Source organism: Plantactinospora sonchi (assembly GCF_036422035.1).
Taxonomy (GTDB): Bacteria; Actinomycetota; Actinomycetes; order Mycobacteriales; family Micromonosporaceae; genus Plantactinospora; species Plantactinospora sonchi.
The window spans coordinates 138,227-154,452 of record NZ_JAZGQK010000024.1; the positions used below are offsets into that span (position 1 = coordinate 138,227).

The window sequence follows — 16,226 nt, forward strand, 5'->3', positions numbered from 1 at the left end:
CGCCCGCTCCCCTCACAGCGCCAGCAGGTCGACGCGGTCGAACCCGACCTCGGTCGGGGTGAGCGCACCGCAGTCGAGTCCGCGCAACAGGAAACCGGCGAGCGCGCGGGCCGTCGCCGGCTCGTCCAGCACCCCGGTCGACTGCCGCCCGAGGTACGCCCGCAGCCGCTGCACCGCCGTCGCCCGCCCGTCCCGGAAGAACGCGTAGGTGGCGGCGTACCGGGTCGGCAGTTGGGCGGGATGCAGGTCCCAGCCCTGGTAGAAACCGCCCTCCAGGGACCGGCGGACCAGCGCGGCGTGCAGTGCCCAACCGGCGTGTACCGCCCCGGTGTCGCCGACCGGCAGCACGTTGGTCGAGCCGTCGCTGAGCCGTACCCCGGTCTCGGCGGCGGCGACCTGCATCACCGCCTTGGCGAAGTCGGCGACCGGATGCGCCAGACTCTGCTGGACCGCCGCCACCCCGCAGGCGGTGCTGTAGTCGTAGGTGCCGTAGTGCAGCCCCGCGCACCGGCCCTCGGCGGCGTCGATCAGCCGGGCCGGGGTGGCCAGGCCGTCCGGACCCAGCACCGCCGCCGGGGTCTCGATCTGGATCTCGAACCGCAGCCACCCGGCCGGCAGGCCGTACGCCGTCTCCAACCGGCCGCAGAGCAGCGCCATCGCCGCCGCCTGCGCCGGCACGGCCACCTTGGGCAGGGTGAGCACAAAACCCTCGGGTGGCGACCCGGCGGCGTCGAGCAGCGCGTCGAGCAGGATGTCGAGGGTACGCACCGCGCGGTGCCGCCCCGCCCCGGTCAGGCTCTTGACCCGTACCCCGGTGAACGGCACCGGGACGGTCCGCAGCAGCCGTCCGGCGGCCCGCGCCGCCGCGTCCTCGGTCGGATCGTCCCGGGTCCCGTAGCCGTCCTCGAAGTCGATCCGCAGGTCCTCGATCGGCTCCCGGCGCAGCTTGCCGGCCACCCGGTCGTGCAGGTCCGCCGGGTACGGCAGCGGTGGGTGGTCGTTCAGCGCGGCCAGGGCGGCGGCGCCCCACTCGGCCACCAGTCCGGGACCGCACCGGTCGGCGGGTACGTAGACGGTGTGCACCGGCTGCCGGTCCCGCCGCTCACCCGGGTACCGGCGGCGCAGGTGTGCGTCGACCGGGCCGAGTCGTTCGTCGAGTTCGGCGTAGACGTCCGCGTCGAGCCTGCCCATCAGCAGGTCCCGGTGAGGTGCTCCGGGCGGACCGGCACCCGGCTCAGCGGCAGCCCGGTGGCGGCCCGGATCGCCGCGACGATCGCCGGGGTGGCGGAGATGGTCGGTGGCTCCCCCACCCCGCGCAACCCGTAGGGCGCGTGCGGGTCGGCCAGTTCCAGCACGTCGACCGCCATCGGCGGGACGTCCAGGATGGTCGGGATCAGGTAGTCGGTGAAGGAGCCGTTACGGACGATCCCGTCGACCACCCGCAGTTCCTCCATCACCGCCAGTCCGAGGCCCTGCGCCGTGCCGCCGTGGATCTGGCCGAGCACCGCCCGCGGGTTGACCGCCCGGCCGACGTCCTGCGCGGTGGCGATCTCCACCACCCGGACCAGTCCGAGTTCGGGGTCCACGTCGACGGTCGCCCGGTGCGCGGCGAAGGCGTACTGCACGTGCGCGTCGCCCTGCCCGGTCATTGGGTCGAGGGGGTGGGTCGGCCGGTGCCGCCAGGTCACCGTCTCCTCGACCGGGCCGGCGGCGAGTAGGTCCACCAGACTGGCCAGCACCCGGCCGGTGTCGTCACGCAGCTGCCCGCCGACCAGTTCCGTCCGGTCCGGGACCGGCCCGGGCAGCCGGGTGAGCAGTCGGGCCCGGAGCGCCTGGCAGGCCGCCCGGACCGCGCCGCCGGTCATGTACGTCTGCCGCGACGCCGACGACGACCCCGCGCTGCCGACCGTGGTGTCGGCGGTCGCCACCACCACCCGGGTGACGCCCAGCTCGGTACGGGCGATCTGCGCCTGCACCGTGACGAGTCCCTGGCCGACTTCGGCGGCGGCGGTGTGCACCAGCGCGGTCGGTTCACCGCCGAGCAGCTCCAGCCGGACCCGGGCGGCAGCGGAGTCGTCGAAGCCCTCGGAGAAGCAGACGTTCTTGATCCCGATCGCGTACCCGACGCCGCGCCGCACCTGGTCGGCGGAGGTGGTGCCGCCCGTCCCGCCGGGAAGTTGCCGGGGGTCCGTACCGGCCGGTGGGGGCGGTGGCCGGTCCCGGACCAGCTCCAGCAGCCGGGCCACCGGGGCCGGCCCGTCCACCCGTTGTCCGGTCGGCAGCACCGAACCCTCGGTCATCGCGTTGCGGATCCGCAGCTCGACCGGGTCCAGCCCGAGCGCCTCGGCCAGTCTGTCCAGTTGGGACTCGTAGCCGAAGCAGGCCTGCACCGCCCCGAAGCCGCGCATCGCCCCGCACGGCGGGTTGTTGGTGTGCACCCCGTACGCGTCCACGGTCACGTTCGGCACCTGGTACGGCCCGACCCCGAGGCTGGCCGCGTTCGCCACCACCGCCGGGGTGGTCGAGGTGTACGCCCCGCCGTCGAGCAGGATCCGGGCCCGGACGTAGACGAGCCGGCCGTCCCGGGTCGCCCCGTGCTCGTAGCGCAGCGTCGCCGGATGCCGGTGCACGTGCCCGACGAAGGACTCCTCCCGGCCGTAGACCATCTTCACCGGGCGGCCGGTACGCAGGGCCAGCAGGCTGGCGTGCACCTGCATCGACAGGTCCTCCCGGGCGCCGAACGCGCCGCCGACACCGGCCAGGCTCAGCCGTACCAGCTCGACCGGCAGGCCGAGGGCGGCGGCGACCTGGCGCTGGTCGGCGTGCAGCCACTGGGTGGCGACGTACAGGTCGACCCCGCCGTCCTGGGCGGGTACGGCGAGCCCGGACTCCGGCCCGAGGAACGCCTGGTCCTGCATGCCGACCTGGTACTCCCCGGTGACCACCACCTCGGCGGTGGCGTCCGGGTCGCCGCGCCGGATCGGCACGTGCCGGACCAGCCGGCCGGCGGCCAGCGCCGCCTCGGGGTCGGTGACCGGTCGGCGCACCGCGTAGTCGACCTGGATCAGCGCGGCGGCCCGGCGGGCGGTCTCCGGATGGTCGGCGGCCACGACAGCCACCGGTTCGCCCTGGTAGCGGACCTCGTCGAGCGCGAGCACCGGCTGGTCGGCGACCTCCAGCCCGTAGTGCCGGTCCCCGGGTACGTCGGCCGCGGTGAGCACCGCGTACACCCCGGGTACGGCCAGCGCGGCGGCGACGTCGACACCGGTGATCCGGGCGGCCGGGTACGGGCTGCGCAGGGTGGACCCCCACAGCATGTGCGCGGCCCAGAGGTCGGAGGAGAAGGCGAACTCGCCCCGGACCTTCAGCGCCCCGTCCGGTCGTACCGGACTCGTGCCGATCCCGTCGGCCGTCTCGGCGGTGGCTGCCCGACCGGGCGTCCCCACCGACGGCACCGGACCACCCGACGGCCTGCTCATCGGCGTACCTTCCTGGTCAGGGCCCGGTGTGCCCGTCGGGTACGCCGGACCAGCTCGTGTTCGTCCACCGTGCGCAGCGCACCGTCGGTCACCACCGGCTCGCCCCCGACCAGCAGCAGTTCGAGCGGGGCGGGCGGGCCGAGGACCAGCGCGGCGACCGGGTCGGCGATGCCGGCGTGGCCGAGCCCGTCCAGCCGCCAGAGCGCCACGTCGGCCAGCTTGCCGACCTCCAGCGAACCGATCTGGTCGGCCCGGCCGAGGCAACGGGCGCCGCCGATGGTGCCCAGCGCCAACGCCTCCCGGGCGGTGAGCGCGGCCGGACCGCCCCGCAGCCGGGCCGTGTAGAGCGCCTGGCGCAGCTCCGGGCCGAGTTGGTTCGCCTCCTGCGAGGCCGGACCGTCGACGCCGAGCCCGACCGGTACGCCCCGGTCGAGCAGGTCGCGGACCCGGGCGGTACCGGCACCGAGCCGGGCGTTCGAGCTGGGGCAGTGCGCGACGGCGGTGCCGGTGGCGGCGAGTCTGTCCAGCGCGGTGTCGTCGAGGTGTACGGCGTGCGCGAGCCAGACGTCCGGGCCGAGCCAGCCGAGCCGTTCGGCGTACTCGACCGGGGTGCAGCCGTGGGTCCGCTGGCAGTACTCCTCCTCGTCGACGGTCTCGGCGAGATGGGTGTGCAGCCGTACGCTCCGACGCCGGGCCAGCGCGGCGGCCTCGGTCATCAGCTTTCCGCTGACACTGAACGGGGAGCAGGGCGCCACCGCGACCCGGACCATGGCGTCGTCGGCCGGATCGTGGAAACGGTCGATCGCCTCCTCGGTGGCGACGAGCGCGGCCTCGGTCTCCTCAACGATCCCGTCCGGTGGCAGCCCGCCCTGGGCGGCGCCGAGGTCCATCGAGCCCCGGCAGGGATGGAACCGGAGTCCGACCTCGGCCGCCGCCCCGACCTGGGCGGCCATCAGGTCCCCGGCGCCCCGGGGATGGATGTAGTGATGGTCGGTGCTGGTGGTGCAGCCGTGCAGGGCGAGCCAGCCGAGTCCGGCGGCGGTGGTCGCGGCGACCACCTCGGCGTCGAGGGCGGCCCAGATCGGATAGAGGGTCCGCAGCCAGTCGAACAGCCCGTCGTCCTGGGCCAGGCCCCGGGTCGCCCACTGGTAGAGGTGGTGGTGGGTGTTGACCAGGCCGGGGGTGGCGAGGCAGCCGGTGCCGTCGACACGTCGTACCGAGCGATGCCGGCGGCCGGCGTGGCCGGGGCCGACCGCGACGATCCGGCCCGCGTCGACCACCAGGTGCCCGTCGGCGTACTCGGTGCCTGCCGCGTCGACGGTGGCGACCGCACAGTTCTCGATGACGATCACGACCCGTCCCCCCGGTCTGCGTCCGCCCGGTGATCCAGCCCGTCGTCCCGGTGGTCGGACCGGTCGGCGGCGAGCCGGACCGCGGCCAGGATCGCCTCGTACCCGGTGCACCGGCACAGGTTGCCGGCGAGTGCCTCACGGATCTCCGGATCGCCCGGATCCGGTCGCCGGGTCAGCAGGTCGTGCACCGCGACCACCAGTCCCGGCGTGCAGAAGCCGCACTGCACGGCGCCGGCGGCGACGAACGCCCGCTGCACCCGGTGCAACCCGTCCGCCTCGACCGGCAGCCCCTCCACGGTCACCACCTCGCGGCCCTGGACCTGGCCGGCCGGGACCAGGCAGGCGCAGACCGGCCGGCCGTCGAGATACACCGTGCAGGAGCCACATTCCCCCTGCTCACAGGCGTTCTTCGCGGCGGGCAGGCCGAGCCGCTCGCGGAGCAGGTAGAGCAGGCTCTCCCCGGCCCACACGTCGTCGGCGCGACGCTGTTCGCCGTTGACCGTGCAGCTGATCCTCACCTCGCACCACCGTTCCGGTACGCCGTCCAGACCCGGTCCAGCGTGCGCCGGGCCAGTACGCCCACCGCGTGCCGCCGGTAGGCCGCGGTGCCGCGTACGTCGTCGATCGGGGTGGCCGCCGCGGCGACCAGCTCGCCGAAGCGCCGGGCCAGTGCCTCCGGCAGCGGCGCCCGGGTAGCCCAGGGCAGCTCGGCGGCGAGCAGGTCCTCGGCTGCCGGTGCCCGGACCGGGGTCGGCGCGGCCGAACCGATCCCGGTGCCGACCCGCCGGACATCCGGGCGCAGCGCCAACCCGAACGAGCAGGCCGCGATCACCATCGCGTTGCGGGTGCCGACCTTGGCGAACCGCTCGGGCCCGGTGGCCGGCGGCAGCAGGATCGCCGCGATCAGCTCGTCGGGGGCGAGCAGGCTGCGCTTCGGCCCGGTGCAGAAGTCGACCACCGGCACCCGGCGTACCCCTCGGACCGAGCCGAGTTCGACAACCGCGTCGGCGGCGAGCAGCGGCGGGAACGCGTCCCCGGCCGGCGACGCCGAGCCGAGGTTGCCGCCGACGGTGCCCCGGTTGCGGATCTGCGGCGAGCCGACGGTCCGGGCCGCCATCGCCAGGCCGGGCGCCCGATCGGCCAGTTCGGTGACGATCCGGTGGTACGGCACGCCCGCGCCGATCCGCAGCAGGTCCCCGTCGGTGCCCCAGTCGGCCAGCCCGGCGACCCGCCCCAGGTCGAGCAGGGCGGCGGGGCGGCGACGGTCGAGGTTCAGCTCCACCATCACGTCGGTGCCCCCGGCCACCGGCACCGCCTCCGGCCGGCCGGCCCGCAGGGCGAGCGCCTCCGTCCAGTCCGTCGGCTGCAGGAAGTCCATCAGTCCTCCCCGTCCGCCGGCCCCGCCGCGTCCGGCGGAGGGTCGGACTTCTCCGCCGGCGCCCGGGTCACCGTCCCCTCGATCAGCCCGTACGGCCGGTCGGTGGCGACGAAGACCTCGCCCGGGTTGTCCAGCCCGAACGGCGTCAGGTCGACCAGCAGGTGGTGCCGGTTCGGCAGGGCCAGCCGCACCTCGGCGACCTCGGGCCGGGTGTCGAGCACCCGGTGCCCCATCGCGTACAGGGTCTGCTGCAGCGACCGGCTGTACGTCTCGACGAACGCCCCGACCAGCGCCGACCTGACCCCGGCGTACGACCCGGCCCAGTCCCGTCCGAGGCTCGGGGCGTCGTACCGCCAGCTCGCCTCGACCTCGGTGGCCAGTACCCGGTCGTCGGTCTCCGGCAACGTCGTGTACGGATCCCTGACGTAGCCGGCGAACTCCGAACCGGTGCTGTTCAACAGGACCAGCCCGGTCAGCCCGGACTCGACCACGGTCTCCGCCCCGCTGACCGTCACCGTCGCGGTACGGGTCTGGGCGCCGTCCCGGGCGAACGAGTGCGGGCCGAGACGACGCCAGCCGTGTTCGGCCAGCGTCACCCGGGCCCGGGTGATCGCCGGTTGGCTGTCGACGAAGTGTCGGGCGAGCCGCAGCCCGAAGTCCTCGACCTGGTCGACGCCGTACCGGCGGGCGAAGGCGTACACCGTGTTCTTCTGCGAGTCGGTGGGCAGTACCCGACTGTTGTCACCGGTCAGGTGGGTGTCGGTGAGGTCGCCGGCGAGGGTGACGCCGACCGTCAGATCCCGCAGGTCGTGTCGGGGAACGGTCCGGTCCACCCGGACCAGCCGGACCTCGGCCTTGCCGTACTGGTTGGCGCCGAGCACGATCCGCACCGTCCACTCCCCTCGTCCGGTTCAGCTGCCGCGGTAGGTGGTGTAGCCGTACGGGCTGATCAGCAGCGGCACGTGGTGGTGCCGGTCCGGGTCGCCGACCTGGAACGCGACGACGATCTCCGGGAAGAACGCCGACCCCGGCGGGTAGTGCGGCGCGATCTGGAACACCAGCCGGTAGCCGCCGGCCTGCCAGCCGCGCAGGGTCACGTGGTCGAGTGCCGGCGCCCAGTCGGTCAACCGCCCGTCGGCGTCGGTCCGGCCGTGCGCGACCGCCGTCCAGCCGCCACTGTCCCGCCGCTCCAATCCGACCTGGAGACCGGCGGCCGGCTGCCCGCTCGTGGTGTCCAGCACGTGGGTGGAGATCCGGATCCGCCCGTCCGGCGCGCCCGTCCGCCCGTCGCTCATGTCCGCTCCTCCCGCCGCGCGGTCACCGCCGCGTCCCGTCCCGCACCCGCTTCCGCCGTCACGACCGCCGGTCGCTCCCGTCGGCCGTGTCGAGCAGCCTGCGCAGCCGCAGCAGCGCGATCTGCCGCAGCTCCTCGTGCACCACGGCCCGCTCGGTCGCGGGGTCGTTGCCGAGCCGGGCCCGCGCGGCGGCGAGCAGCTCGACGTCGCCGCGCCCGTTCGCGAAGACCAGGAACAGGTGGCCGAACCGTCGCTCGTACGCCCGGTTCGCCTCGGCCAGCGCGGCCCGGGTGCTGTCGTCGGCACCGTCCACTCCGGCCTGCTCGCGCCGCGACCACGCCGCCTCCCGACCCGCTCCGGCCGCCCGCTCGCCGATCCGTGGGTGGGCGGCCAGGGCCCGCGCGACCTCGTCCCAGCCCAGCGCCCGCAGCGCGCGGTCCGCGACGTCCAACACCGACGCCAGGTCCGGGTACGGCCGGCCGGCCGCCACCGCCCGCGCCCATTCGGGTACGGCACAGCAGGCCGTCAGCTCCCGCTCGACCACCTCGGCGGGGCCACGGTTGAAGTCCTCCAACCTCATCCCCGACCCCCTCCCGCAAGGAAGGGCCCCTTCTTATCGCTTCTGGTATAGGAAGGGCCCCGCCTAACACCTCTGGCGCGGTAACGAGAAGTACAGCAGCCGGCGGGGCCCCGGGAGAATCGGTGGGAGCACCGAAACCCGGCCGGCCGGCCGTATCGTTTTTGTGGGTTCCTCCAACCGACCTGACCCGGCGACGGAAAGGTTCGGCGATGCGACTGCGCGAGGCACTGGGCAGCCCCCAGTTGCGGCTCACCGTGCTCACCGGCGCGGACGACCTGGACCGTCCGGTAAGCCGGGTGTACGTCACCGACCTGCCCGACCCCCGCCGGTACCTGACCGGGGGAGAGATCGTGTTGACCGGGCTGATGTGGCGGCGGCGGGCCGCCGACTCGGAGCGGTTCGTCACCGCCTGCGCCGCCGCCGGGGTCGCCGCGATCGGTGCCGGTGACGCGGCGTACGGGTCGGTGCCGGTGGACCTGGTCGCGGCGTGCCGCCGACACCGGGTACCGCTGTTCGAGGTGCCGGTCGAGGTGTCCTTCCGGGACATCATCGACGAGGTGACCCCGACACTGTGGGCTCGGCGGGCCACCGGGCTGGCGAACGTGGTCGGCCGGTACCGGGGGCTGGTGGCGGCGATGGCCGGCGGGGCCCGGCTGGCCGACCTGCTCCGGCCGGTCGCCGGCGACCTCGGCGTACGGTGCTGGGTGTTGACCCCGACCGGGCGGATCGTGGCCGGCACCGGTCCACTCGCTCCGGAGACCCGGGCGAAGCTGGCCGGCAGGTTCCTCGGTACCGGCCGACTGCCGGCCGGGATCGACCTGGACGGTCAGTGGATCTGGCTGGTCGCGGTACCCGGCCGGCCGGAGCACCGGCTCGCCTCCTGGCTGTTGGCCTGCACGTCCGAGGTTCCGGGGTCGGACGTGGACCGTCGGCGCTCGCCCGGCCCGACCGGGTCCCCGAAGACCCCGCCGCCACCGGCGACGACTCGACCGGACCCGGCGACTCGACCGCGGTCGGTGGCTCGACCGGACCCGGTGGCGTTGCCGGACGCGGCGGCCGAGCTGGTCAGCCTGGTCACCCTGGAGCGGGCGCACGCCGACGAGACGGGTCGGGTGGAACGGCGACTCGCCGACCAGTTCGGCCTGGCCCTGGCGTCCGCCGCGGGCCCGGCGGAACTACGGGCCGGGCTGCTCTCCGGCGGGCTCGCTGCACAGTCGACGCTGTTGGTGGTCGCGGTCCGGCTCACCGGGCTCGGTACGCCGCCCGAACTGGCGGTCGCGGTCGCCGAGGAGATCGTCCGCTCGGCGGCGGCCCCGGCGATGGTGACCGGCGCCGCGCTGCCCGACGCGGTCCTCGGCGTACTCAGCGTCGCGCCGACCCGGCTGGCCGAGATCGGTGACGCGATCCGGGCGGCGGTCAACGGCCTGGCGCCGGGGCTCGGCACGGGTCGGCTCGTGGTCGGGATCAGCGGGCCGGCTTCGGACGCGGGTGCGCTGCCAGGCGCGGTCGAGCAGGCCCGGCACGCCCTGGCCACCGCGCTCGCCGCTTCCGGTGCCACGGTGGTCGTCTCCTCCGGTGACCTCGCCTCGCACCTGCTGCTGCTCTCCGGCGTACCACCGGAGGCCCGGCGGGCCTTCCGGGAGCGGGTGCTCGGGCCGGTCCTGGCCTACGACGAGGCGCACGACAGCAACCTGGTGGCCACCCTCGACGAGTTCCTGAGCTGTGCCGGTTCGTGGAGTCGTACCGCCGCCCGGCTGCATCTGCACGTCAACACCCTGCGGTACCGGATCGGGCGCATCGAGCAGCTCACCGGCCGGAACCTGGCCCGGTTCCCGGACCGGGTCGACCTGTATCTCGCGCTCCGCCTGCCGCACTGAGCCGGCCCGGCGGGCCGGGCCCTCGGGCACCGTACCCCGCGCGCCGGCCCACCCCGTGGCCTTGCCGCCACGGCGTAAGCCTCACGGTGCGGGCGGGACGTCCAGGTCGGTGTCGTCCGCAACGTCGGCACAGGGCACGACCCGTAGCTGGGTGGCCCGCTCGCGCAGGTAGGCGCGGGCGCCGATGTCGCCGACGGCGGACGCCGTCACTCCGGTCCAGTGGTCGCGGCCGAGGAGCACGGGGTGACCGCGTCGGTCACCGTAGCCGGCCATGGCGAGCGCGGTCGGCCCGGCAAGGTCGGCCAACCGGCGGACCGCCTCGGCGGTGACCCCCGGCATGTCGACCAGGAGCACGATCGCGGCGACCGCGTCCGTCCCGGACAGCGCGGCCAGGCCGGCGCGTAACGAGGAACCCATCCCGGTCGGCCAGTCCGGGTTCTCCACCGGTACGGCGTCGTCCAACTCGGCCTGCTGCCGGACCGTCGTGGCGGCCGCACCCAGCACCGGCACCACCGGGTCACACCCGCCGTCCCGGGCGACCCGGACCACCCGCTCGACCAGGAGTCGCCCGTCGAGCCGGACCAGTGCCTTGGGTCCCCCGTACCGGCGACCGGCACCGGCGGCCAGCACCAGCCCGGCGACCCGGAGCGACCGCCTGGTCGGCGGGGTGAGCGCGGCGGATTCCACGTCCCGGAGCCTAACCAAGCCGAGCGAGTACGAGGAAATGTTCCTTTTGGCGAAAGACACGAAGATTATCCATCAGCCGTTCGGCTAGATTTCGCGGATACGAACGGGCTAAGGTGATGACCTGAACGGGCCACACACCACGTGCCCCGCCCACAAGCCACGAAACACGAACCAGGAACCACACGCGCTCGGTGCAGGGAGGACCACCATGACCGCGACCACCAACCGGCAAGTAGTCACACCCGACACCACCCCGGCCCCGGCACCCGACCCGGCCACCCTCACCGACAGCGCCACCAACCTCCTGCACACCCTCGCCGCCCTGCCCACCAACCACCCCGACCGGGCAACCCTGCGCGAGAAGACCATCGAAGCCTGGCTCCCCCTGGCCAACCACCTCGCCCACCGCTACAGCGGACGCGGCGAACCCACCGACGACCTCATCCAGACCGCCGCCATCGGCCTCATCAAAGCCATCGACAAGTACGACCCCACCCGCGGCGTCGACTTCGCCGGCTACGCCATCCCCACCATCATCGGCGAACTCAAACGACACTTCCGCGACCGCACCTGGGACATCCGCGTCCCCCGCCGCCTCCAGGAACTCCGCCTCGCCATCAGCGAAGCCAACAGCAACCTCCTGCAGACCCTCGGCCGCTCCCCCACCGTCACCGACATCGCCACCCACCTCAACCTCACCGAGGAAGAAGTCCTCGAAGGCCTCGAAGGCGCCCGCGCCTACAACGCCGTCTCCCTGTCCACCCCCACCGGCGACGGCGACCGCACCACCGAACTCGGCGACCTCCTCGGCACCGACGACAACGAATACGAACTCGCCGAACTCCGCGTCGCCCTCGGCCCCGCCCTCGCCACCCTCGACGAACGCGAACAGAAGATCCTCACCCTCCGCTTCTACGGCAACCTCACCCAATCCCAGATCGCCGAACAGATCGGCGTCTCCCAGATGCACATCAGCCGCCTCCTCACCCGCGCCCTCACCAAACTCCGCACCCAACTCGCCGACACGTACTGAGCGAGCGTGGGCCGGCTGGTCGCCAGGGGTCCCGTACACCGCGTGTCGGGGGGCCGCCGCCGTACGCCGGACCCGGGTAATCACGGCCGCGTAGCAGGTCCGGCGTCCGGTACTCTGTACGGGCTGGCGGGCTGTTAGCTCAATAGGCAGAGCAGCTGACTTTTAATCAGCGGGTTCTGGGTTCGAGTCCCAGGCGGCCCACATCAGAGGCCCAGGTCACCGGCATGATGCCGGGGCCTGGGCCTCCGCCGTGGAGGCTGGTGCCATTGCCCGGGCGACACGTCGACCCCGGTCCCGGCGAGGTCGGTGAACGTCACCCCATCGAGAGTGGATCATGAACGATTGGCTGATCCGTGCCGTACGGCGCGCGGATCTGGACAGGCTGACCGAGCTGGCGGGGTCGAGGGAGCGGGCCGAGGTACGTCTCCAGGCCGCCGAACGGGGCAACGAGGACATGCTCGTCGCCGTCGTCGCCGAGGATGTCGTAGGGGTGGTGAGCCTCCGGTGGCTGGACGGCTGCGACGCACCGAATCCGTGGCTGTACGGGCTGGCGGTGGTCCCGTCGGCCCGTCGTCGCGGAATCGGACGTGCGCTGGTCGAAGCTGGCCAGGCGACAGGCGCGGTGCGCGGCGCCGACATGATGAGCCTCGACGTGGATGTCGACGATGATGCCGCCGTCAGGTTCTACGAGCGGTTGGGCTACGTGATCGTCCGCCCGCACGAACACCACTGGCGGGCGATCGACCCGCGTACCGGCGGGATCACCGGTGAAGGAACGGCAGCGACCTGGATCATGCGTCGTCAACTTCGTTGAACGCGACACGGACCCCTCGCGGCACGGACACCGGAGGTGGCCCCGCTGACGACGTGGCACGGACACCGGAGGTGCCCCGCCTCGGTGACGGACGGCGACCGACCCGAGTGCGGCCGGGCTGCCGACGACGGCGACGGGACCGCGACGGAGGCGGACGGAGCGCCCGGCACCAGAAGGCCGCACCTGGTCCCGGAACCAGCCGGTACGACTAGCATTGTCCAGGTCATGCTGCTGCGGGTGCTTGGGCCGTTCGAACTCGAACTCCACAGGGGCGAACCGGTCGACCTCGGTGGCCCCCGCCAGCGCGCCGTACTCGCCCTGCTGCTCTCCGCCCGTGGCGAGGTCGTCTCCGTCGACCGGATGATCGACGACCTGTGGCGGGGCGAGGCGCCGCCCCGGGCCATCGCCTCACTGCAGGCGTACATCTCGAACCTGCGTCGCCTGTTGGAGCCGGAGCGGGAACGCCGGGCACCGGCCCGGCTGCTGGTGACCGCCCCGCCCGGTTACGCGCTCCGGGTGCCCACCGACGCCGTCGACGCCTGGCGGTTCGAGAAACTGCTCGCCGAGGCACGGTCGGTCAGCGACACCGAACCGGTCCGCGCCGGCCGGCTGCTGCGCACCGGTCTCGAACTGTGGCGCGGCAGCCCGTACGCCGAGCTGACCGGGGAGCCGTGGGTGCAGCCGGAGGTGACGCGGCTGGAGGAGCTGCGGATCGTCGCCCGGGAGCTGCTGCTCGAAGTGACCCTGCGTACCGGGAGCGCCGCCGAGGCGGTACCGGAGGCGGAGGCGCTGACCAGACAGGCACCGCTGCGGGAGGAGAGCTGGCGGCTGCTGGCGCTGGCGCTGTGGCGTACCGGTCGGCAGGGTGAGGCGCTCGCCGCGCTGCGCCGGGCGCGCGCGACCCTGGCCGAGGAGCTCGGCCTGGACCCGGGACCGGCGCTGGTCGAGGTGGAGAACGCGATCCTGGGCCAGCGCCTCGACCTGCTGCCGGCCCCGGCAGGGACGACGGCGACGGTGCCGGACGACGCCGCTGTGCCAGCACGCCCGGCGTCACCGCACGGCCGACCGCCGACCGTCGCGGCGCCGGAGGAACTGTTCGTCGGGCGGGAGGCGGAGCTGGCGCAGCTCGCGGAGAGCGCGGCCGAGGCGGTTGCCGGCGGACCCGGGATCGTGCTGCTCACCGGGGAGGCCGGCGCAGGCAAGACCAGCCTGCTGGCCCGGTTCCGGCGGGACCTCGCCGCCCACGGCTGGCTGGTCGCCGTCGGCCGCTGTCCGGAGGTCGACGGCGCGCCACCGGCCTGGGCGTGGGTCGAAGCACTCCGGCAACTGGCCAGGGAGGCGCCACCCGGGGACCTCGCCCCGGCGCTCGCCCCGCTGCTCGACGACAGCGATCGTGACCTCGGCGGCGACGTCGCCGCCGGCCGGTTCCGGCTGCACCGCGCCGTCGGCACCTGGCTACGCGCCGCCGCGGGCCGTGGACCGGTCGCCATCCTCCTCGACGATCTGCACGCCGCCGACGCCGAGACGCTGCTGCTCCTGACCAGTGTCACCGCAATGACCGACGTGGCCGTCCTGTTCGTCGCCGCCTTCCGACCATCCGACAACCACGAGCGGCTCGCCGAGAACCTGGCGGCGCTGGCCCGGCTGTCCCCGCGACGGATCCGGCTGGACGGGCTCGCGGCCGCCGACGTGGAGCGCCTCATCGGGTCGTTCACCCGGACGACCGTCGACCCGGACACGGTCGCCGCGTTGACCGAGCGGACCGGCGGAAACCCGTTCTATGTCCGGGAGGCGGCCCGGTTGCTCGCCTCCGAAGGGGCACTCGTAGCCAGGTCCGAGGTGCCGGCGGGAGTCCGCGACGTACTGCGCCGACGCCTTTCCCGGCTGCCGCAGCCGGCGGTCGCGGTGCTGCGCCTCGCCGCCGTCGCCGGGCGGGAGGCGGACGTGGAGACGCTGGTCGGGGCCGCCGACGCCGGCGAGGACACCGTGCTCGACGCGCTGGAGGCCGGTCTGGTCGCCGGGCTGCTCACCGAACCGGCGCCGGGGCGGGTCCGGTTCGTGCACGACCTGGTCCGCGACACCCTCTACACCGACATCTCCCAACTGCGCCGCTCCCGTCTGCACGCCCGGGTCGCCGCCTGCACCCGTCGGCTGCGCCCCGACGACTACCCGGCGCTGGCCCACCACTACGCCCGCTCCGCGTCGTCGGAGACCGCACGGCTCGCGGTCGACTACGCGGTCCGCGCCGCGAGCTGGCCGAACGGCGCTACGCGTACGACGCTGCGGTCGAACTGCTGGGCAGCGCCGTGGACAGCGCCGCGGCGGTCACCGGGGACCGGGACGCGCTGCGGGTGGATCTGCTGGGCCGGTTGCTCCGGGCCCAGGCCCGGGCCGGCGCGGTCGCCGCCGCCCGCCGGACCCGTGCCCACGCTGTCGAGGTCGCCGCCGCCTCCGGCCGCGACGAGCTGCTGGTCTCGGCGTTCACCGCGTGGAAGGTCGCCACGCCGTGGCTGATCCGGGCGTACGGCGTCGTGGAGCACCGGGTCGTCGAGCTGCTCACCCGGCTGCTGGCCAGGGACGACCTGACCCCGGTCGACCGCTGTCGACTGCTGGAGGCGCTGACCAACGAGCTCGACGGGGAGTCGGATCCACGTGGCCCGGCGGCCGGGCTGGAGGCGTTGACCATCTCGCGCGGCTTCGACGATCCCGAGCTGCGGGCCCTCGGGCTGGCCGCCCGCCTCCGTACCCTGCGGTTCGACCGGGAGGCGCGGCAGCGGCGGGAACTGGCGCGGGAACTTCGCGACCTCGCCACCAGGCACGGCCTGGTGACCTACCAATGGCTGGCCGAGCAGGCGCTCAGCCAGAGCGCCGCCGCGCTCAACCAGCCGGAGGAGCTACGCGCCAGCATCGACCGGCAGGCGGCGATGGTCAGCACGTACCAGCTCAACGAGGCGAAGGCGATCGGTCTCGCCACACAGGGCGCGTTCGCGCACATCGCCGGAGACTTCGTGACGGCGCAGCGCCGCTACGACGAGGCCGCCGAGCAGATGCGGCGACAGGGTTCGCTGCACGCCGACGCCCTCCGCTACTACGCCACCGCGACGCTGCTGATCAGCCAGCGGCGCCTCGGTGAGCATCTGGAGCCGACCCGGGCCGCACGGGAGATGTTCGGCCCGATCGTCGACGACCTGCTGGCGCTGGCACTCGTCCAGAGCGGCAGGCTCGACGAGGCCAGGGCGGTGCCGGTCGGCGTCCACCCCTACCGTCCCGACTACTTCCAGTCGACGCTGCTCACCGTACGGGCGATGGTCGCCGTGGCGCTGGACCGCAGGGATCTGGCCCAGCCGGTCATCGACGGGCTGCTGCCGGTCCGTGCACAGTTGGCCGGCTTCTCCAGCAGTGCGATCACGCTACGCCCGGTCGCGTTGACCCTCGGCGAGCTGTTCCGACTCCAGGGCCGCCCGGAGCTGGCGGCCTGGCACTTCCGGTTGGCGGCCGAGGTGGCCCGCCGGTGGGAGGCGCCGTACTGGCTGGCGGAGGCCGAGTCCGCGCTCGCCGCCTGACCGCGCTTCCCGGTCCGGGCTCGTCGCCTGACCGCGCTTCCCCGTCCGGGGTGCCGCACAGCGGGGCGGCGCGCGTTTGGTGATCTCCAAGTCGGCTGCAAGTCGCGTCGGGCAGGCTTCCACGGGCGGCGCCGGCGCAGGATCCGACGCCCCACGACATCAGAACAG

Annotated in this window: 13 protein-coding genes and 1 tRNA gene; 5 read left to right on the forward strand and 9 right to left on the reverse strand. The window is 74.1% G+C overall.

Features of this window, described 5'->3' with window-relative positions; genetic code table 11:
- Positions 1–12 precede the first annotated feature (12 nt).
- Genes V1633_RS26355 through uraD form a run of 8 tightly spaced genes read right to left on the reverse strand, consistent with a single transcriptional unit; the run spans position 13 to position 8,084 of the window.
- The gene (locus tag V1633_RS26355) at positions 13–1,191 is read right to left on the reverse strand and encodes a DUF6986 family protein (protein WP_331217088.1); all 1,179 of its coding nucleotides are present in this window, start codon (positions 1,189–1,191) and stop codon (positions 13–15) included.
- A complete protein-coding gene (gene pucD, locus V1633_RS26360) occupies positions 1,191–3,479 on the reverse strand; it encodes a xanthine dehydrogenase subunit D (RefSeq protein ID WP_331217089.1) in 2,289 nt (762 codons plus the stop codon). The genes V1633_RS26355 and pucD overlap by 1 nt, the downstream gene beginning before the upstream one ends.
- Entirely contained in the window at positions 3,476–4,831 is a 1,356-nt protein-coding gene (locus V1633_RS26365) for an 8-oxoguanine deaminase (protein WP_331217090.1), read from the reverse strand. Before V1633_RS26365 ends, pucD begins: the two co-directional genes overlap by 4 nt.
- A complete protein-coding gene (locus V1633_RS26370) occupies positions 4,828–5,349 on the reverse strand; it encodes a (2Fe-2S)-binding protein (protein ID WP_331217091.1) in 522 nt (173 codons plus the stop codon). The genes V1633_RS26365 and V1633_RS26370 overlap by 4 nt, the downstream gene beginning before the upstream one ends.
- Complete coding sequence (locus tag V1633_RS26375) at positions 5,346–6,209, reverse strand: FAD binding domain-containing protein (protein ID WP_331217092.1); 864 nt, start codon at positions 6,207–6,209, stop codon at positions 5,346–5,348. The genes V1633_RS26370 and V1633_RS26375 overlap by 4 nt, the downstream gene beginning before the upstream one ends.
- Positions 6,209–7,099 (reverse strand): factor-independent urate hydroxylase, encoded by an 891-nt coding sequence (gene pucL / locus V1633_RS26380; RefSeq protein WP_331217093.1) that lies wholly within the window; start codon positions 7,097–7,099, stop codon positions 6,209–6,211. Before pucL ends, V1633_RS26375 begins: the two co-directional genes overlap by 1 nt.
- A 21-nt stretch (positions 7,100–7,120) precedes the next feature.
- Positions 7,121–7,504, reverse strand: coding sequence for a hydroxyisourate hydrolase (gene uraH, locus V1633_RS26385; RefSeq protein WP_331217094.1), 384 nt, complete (start codon positions 7,502–7,504; stop codon positions 7,121–7,123).
- 58 nt (positions 7,505–7,562) lie between these two features.
- Entirely contained in the window at positions 7,563–8,084 is a 522-nt protein-coding gene (gene uraD, locus V1633_RS26390) for a 2-oxo-4-hydroxy-4-carboxy-5-ureidoimidazoline decarboxylase (RefSeq protein ID WP_331217095.1), read from the reverse strand.
- A 209-nt stretch (positions 8,085–8,293) separates the two neighbouring features.
- On the opposite strand from uraD, the gene V1633_RS26395 reads away from it, so the two are divergent.
- The gene (locus tag V1633_RS26395; protein ID WP_331217096.1) at positions 8,294–9,961 is read left to right on the forward strand and encodes a PucR family transcriptional regulator; all 1,668 of its coding nucleotides are present in this window, start codon (positions 8,294–8,296) and stop codon (positions 9,959–9,961) included.
- Between the two features lie 81 nt (positions 9,962–10,042).
- Here the strand turns inward: V1633_RS26395 and V1633_RS26400 are convergent, their stop codons facing one another.
- Complete coding sequence (locus V1633_RS26400) at positions 10,043–10,648, reverse strand: nucleotidyltransferase family protein (protein WP_331217097.1); 606 nt, start codon at positions 10,646–10,648, stop codon at positions 10,043–10,045.
- A 208-nt stretch (positions 10,649–10,856) separates the two neighbouring features.
- On the opposite strand from V1633_RS26400, the gene V1633_RS26405 reads away from it, so the two are divergent.
- From V1633_RS26405 to V1633_RS26420, 4 genes are all read left to right on the forward strand, one after another.
- The gene (locus V1633_RS26405; protein WP_331216226.1) at positions 10,857–11,681 is read left to right on the forward strand and encodes a SigB/SigF/SigG family RNA polymerase sigma factor; all 825 of its coding nucleotides are present in this window, start codon (positions 10,857–10,859) and stop codon (positions 11,679–11,681) included.
- A gap of 128 nt (positions 11,682–11,809) precedes the next feature.
- Positions 11,810–11,882, forward strand: a tRNA-Lys gene (locus tag V1633_RS26410).
- Positions 11,883–12,015: 133 nt separating this feature from the next.
- The gene (locus V1633_RS26415; protein WP_331216227.1) at positions 12,016–12,495 is read left to right on the forward strand and encodes a GNAT family N-acetyltransferase; all 480 of its coding nucleotides are present in this window, start codon (positions 12,016–12,018) and stop codon (positions 12,493–12,495) included.
- A gap of 225 nt (positions 12,496–12,720) precedes the next feature.
- The gene (locus V1633_RS26420) at positions 12,721–15,009 is read left to right on the forward strand and encodes a BTAD domain-containing putative transcriptional regulator (RefSeq protein ID WP_331216228.1); all 2,289 of its coding nucleotides are present in this window, start codon (positions 12,721–12,723) and stop codon (positions 15,007–15,009) included.
- The last annotated feature ends 1,217 nt before the right edge of the window (positions 15,010–16,226 follow it).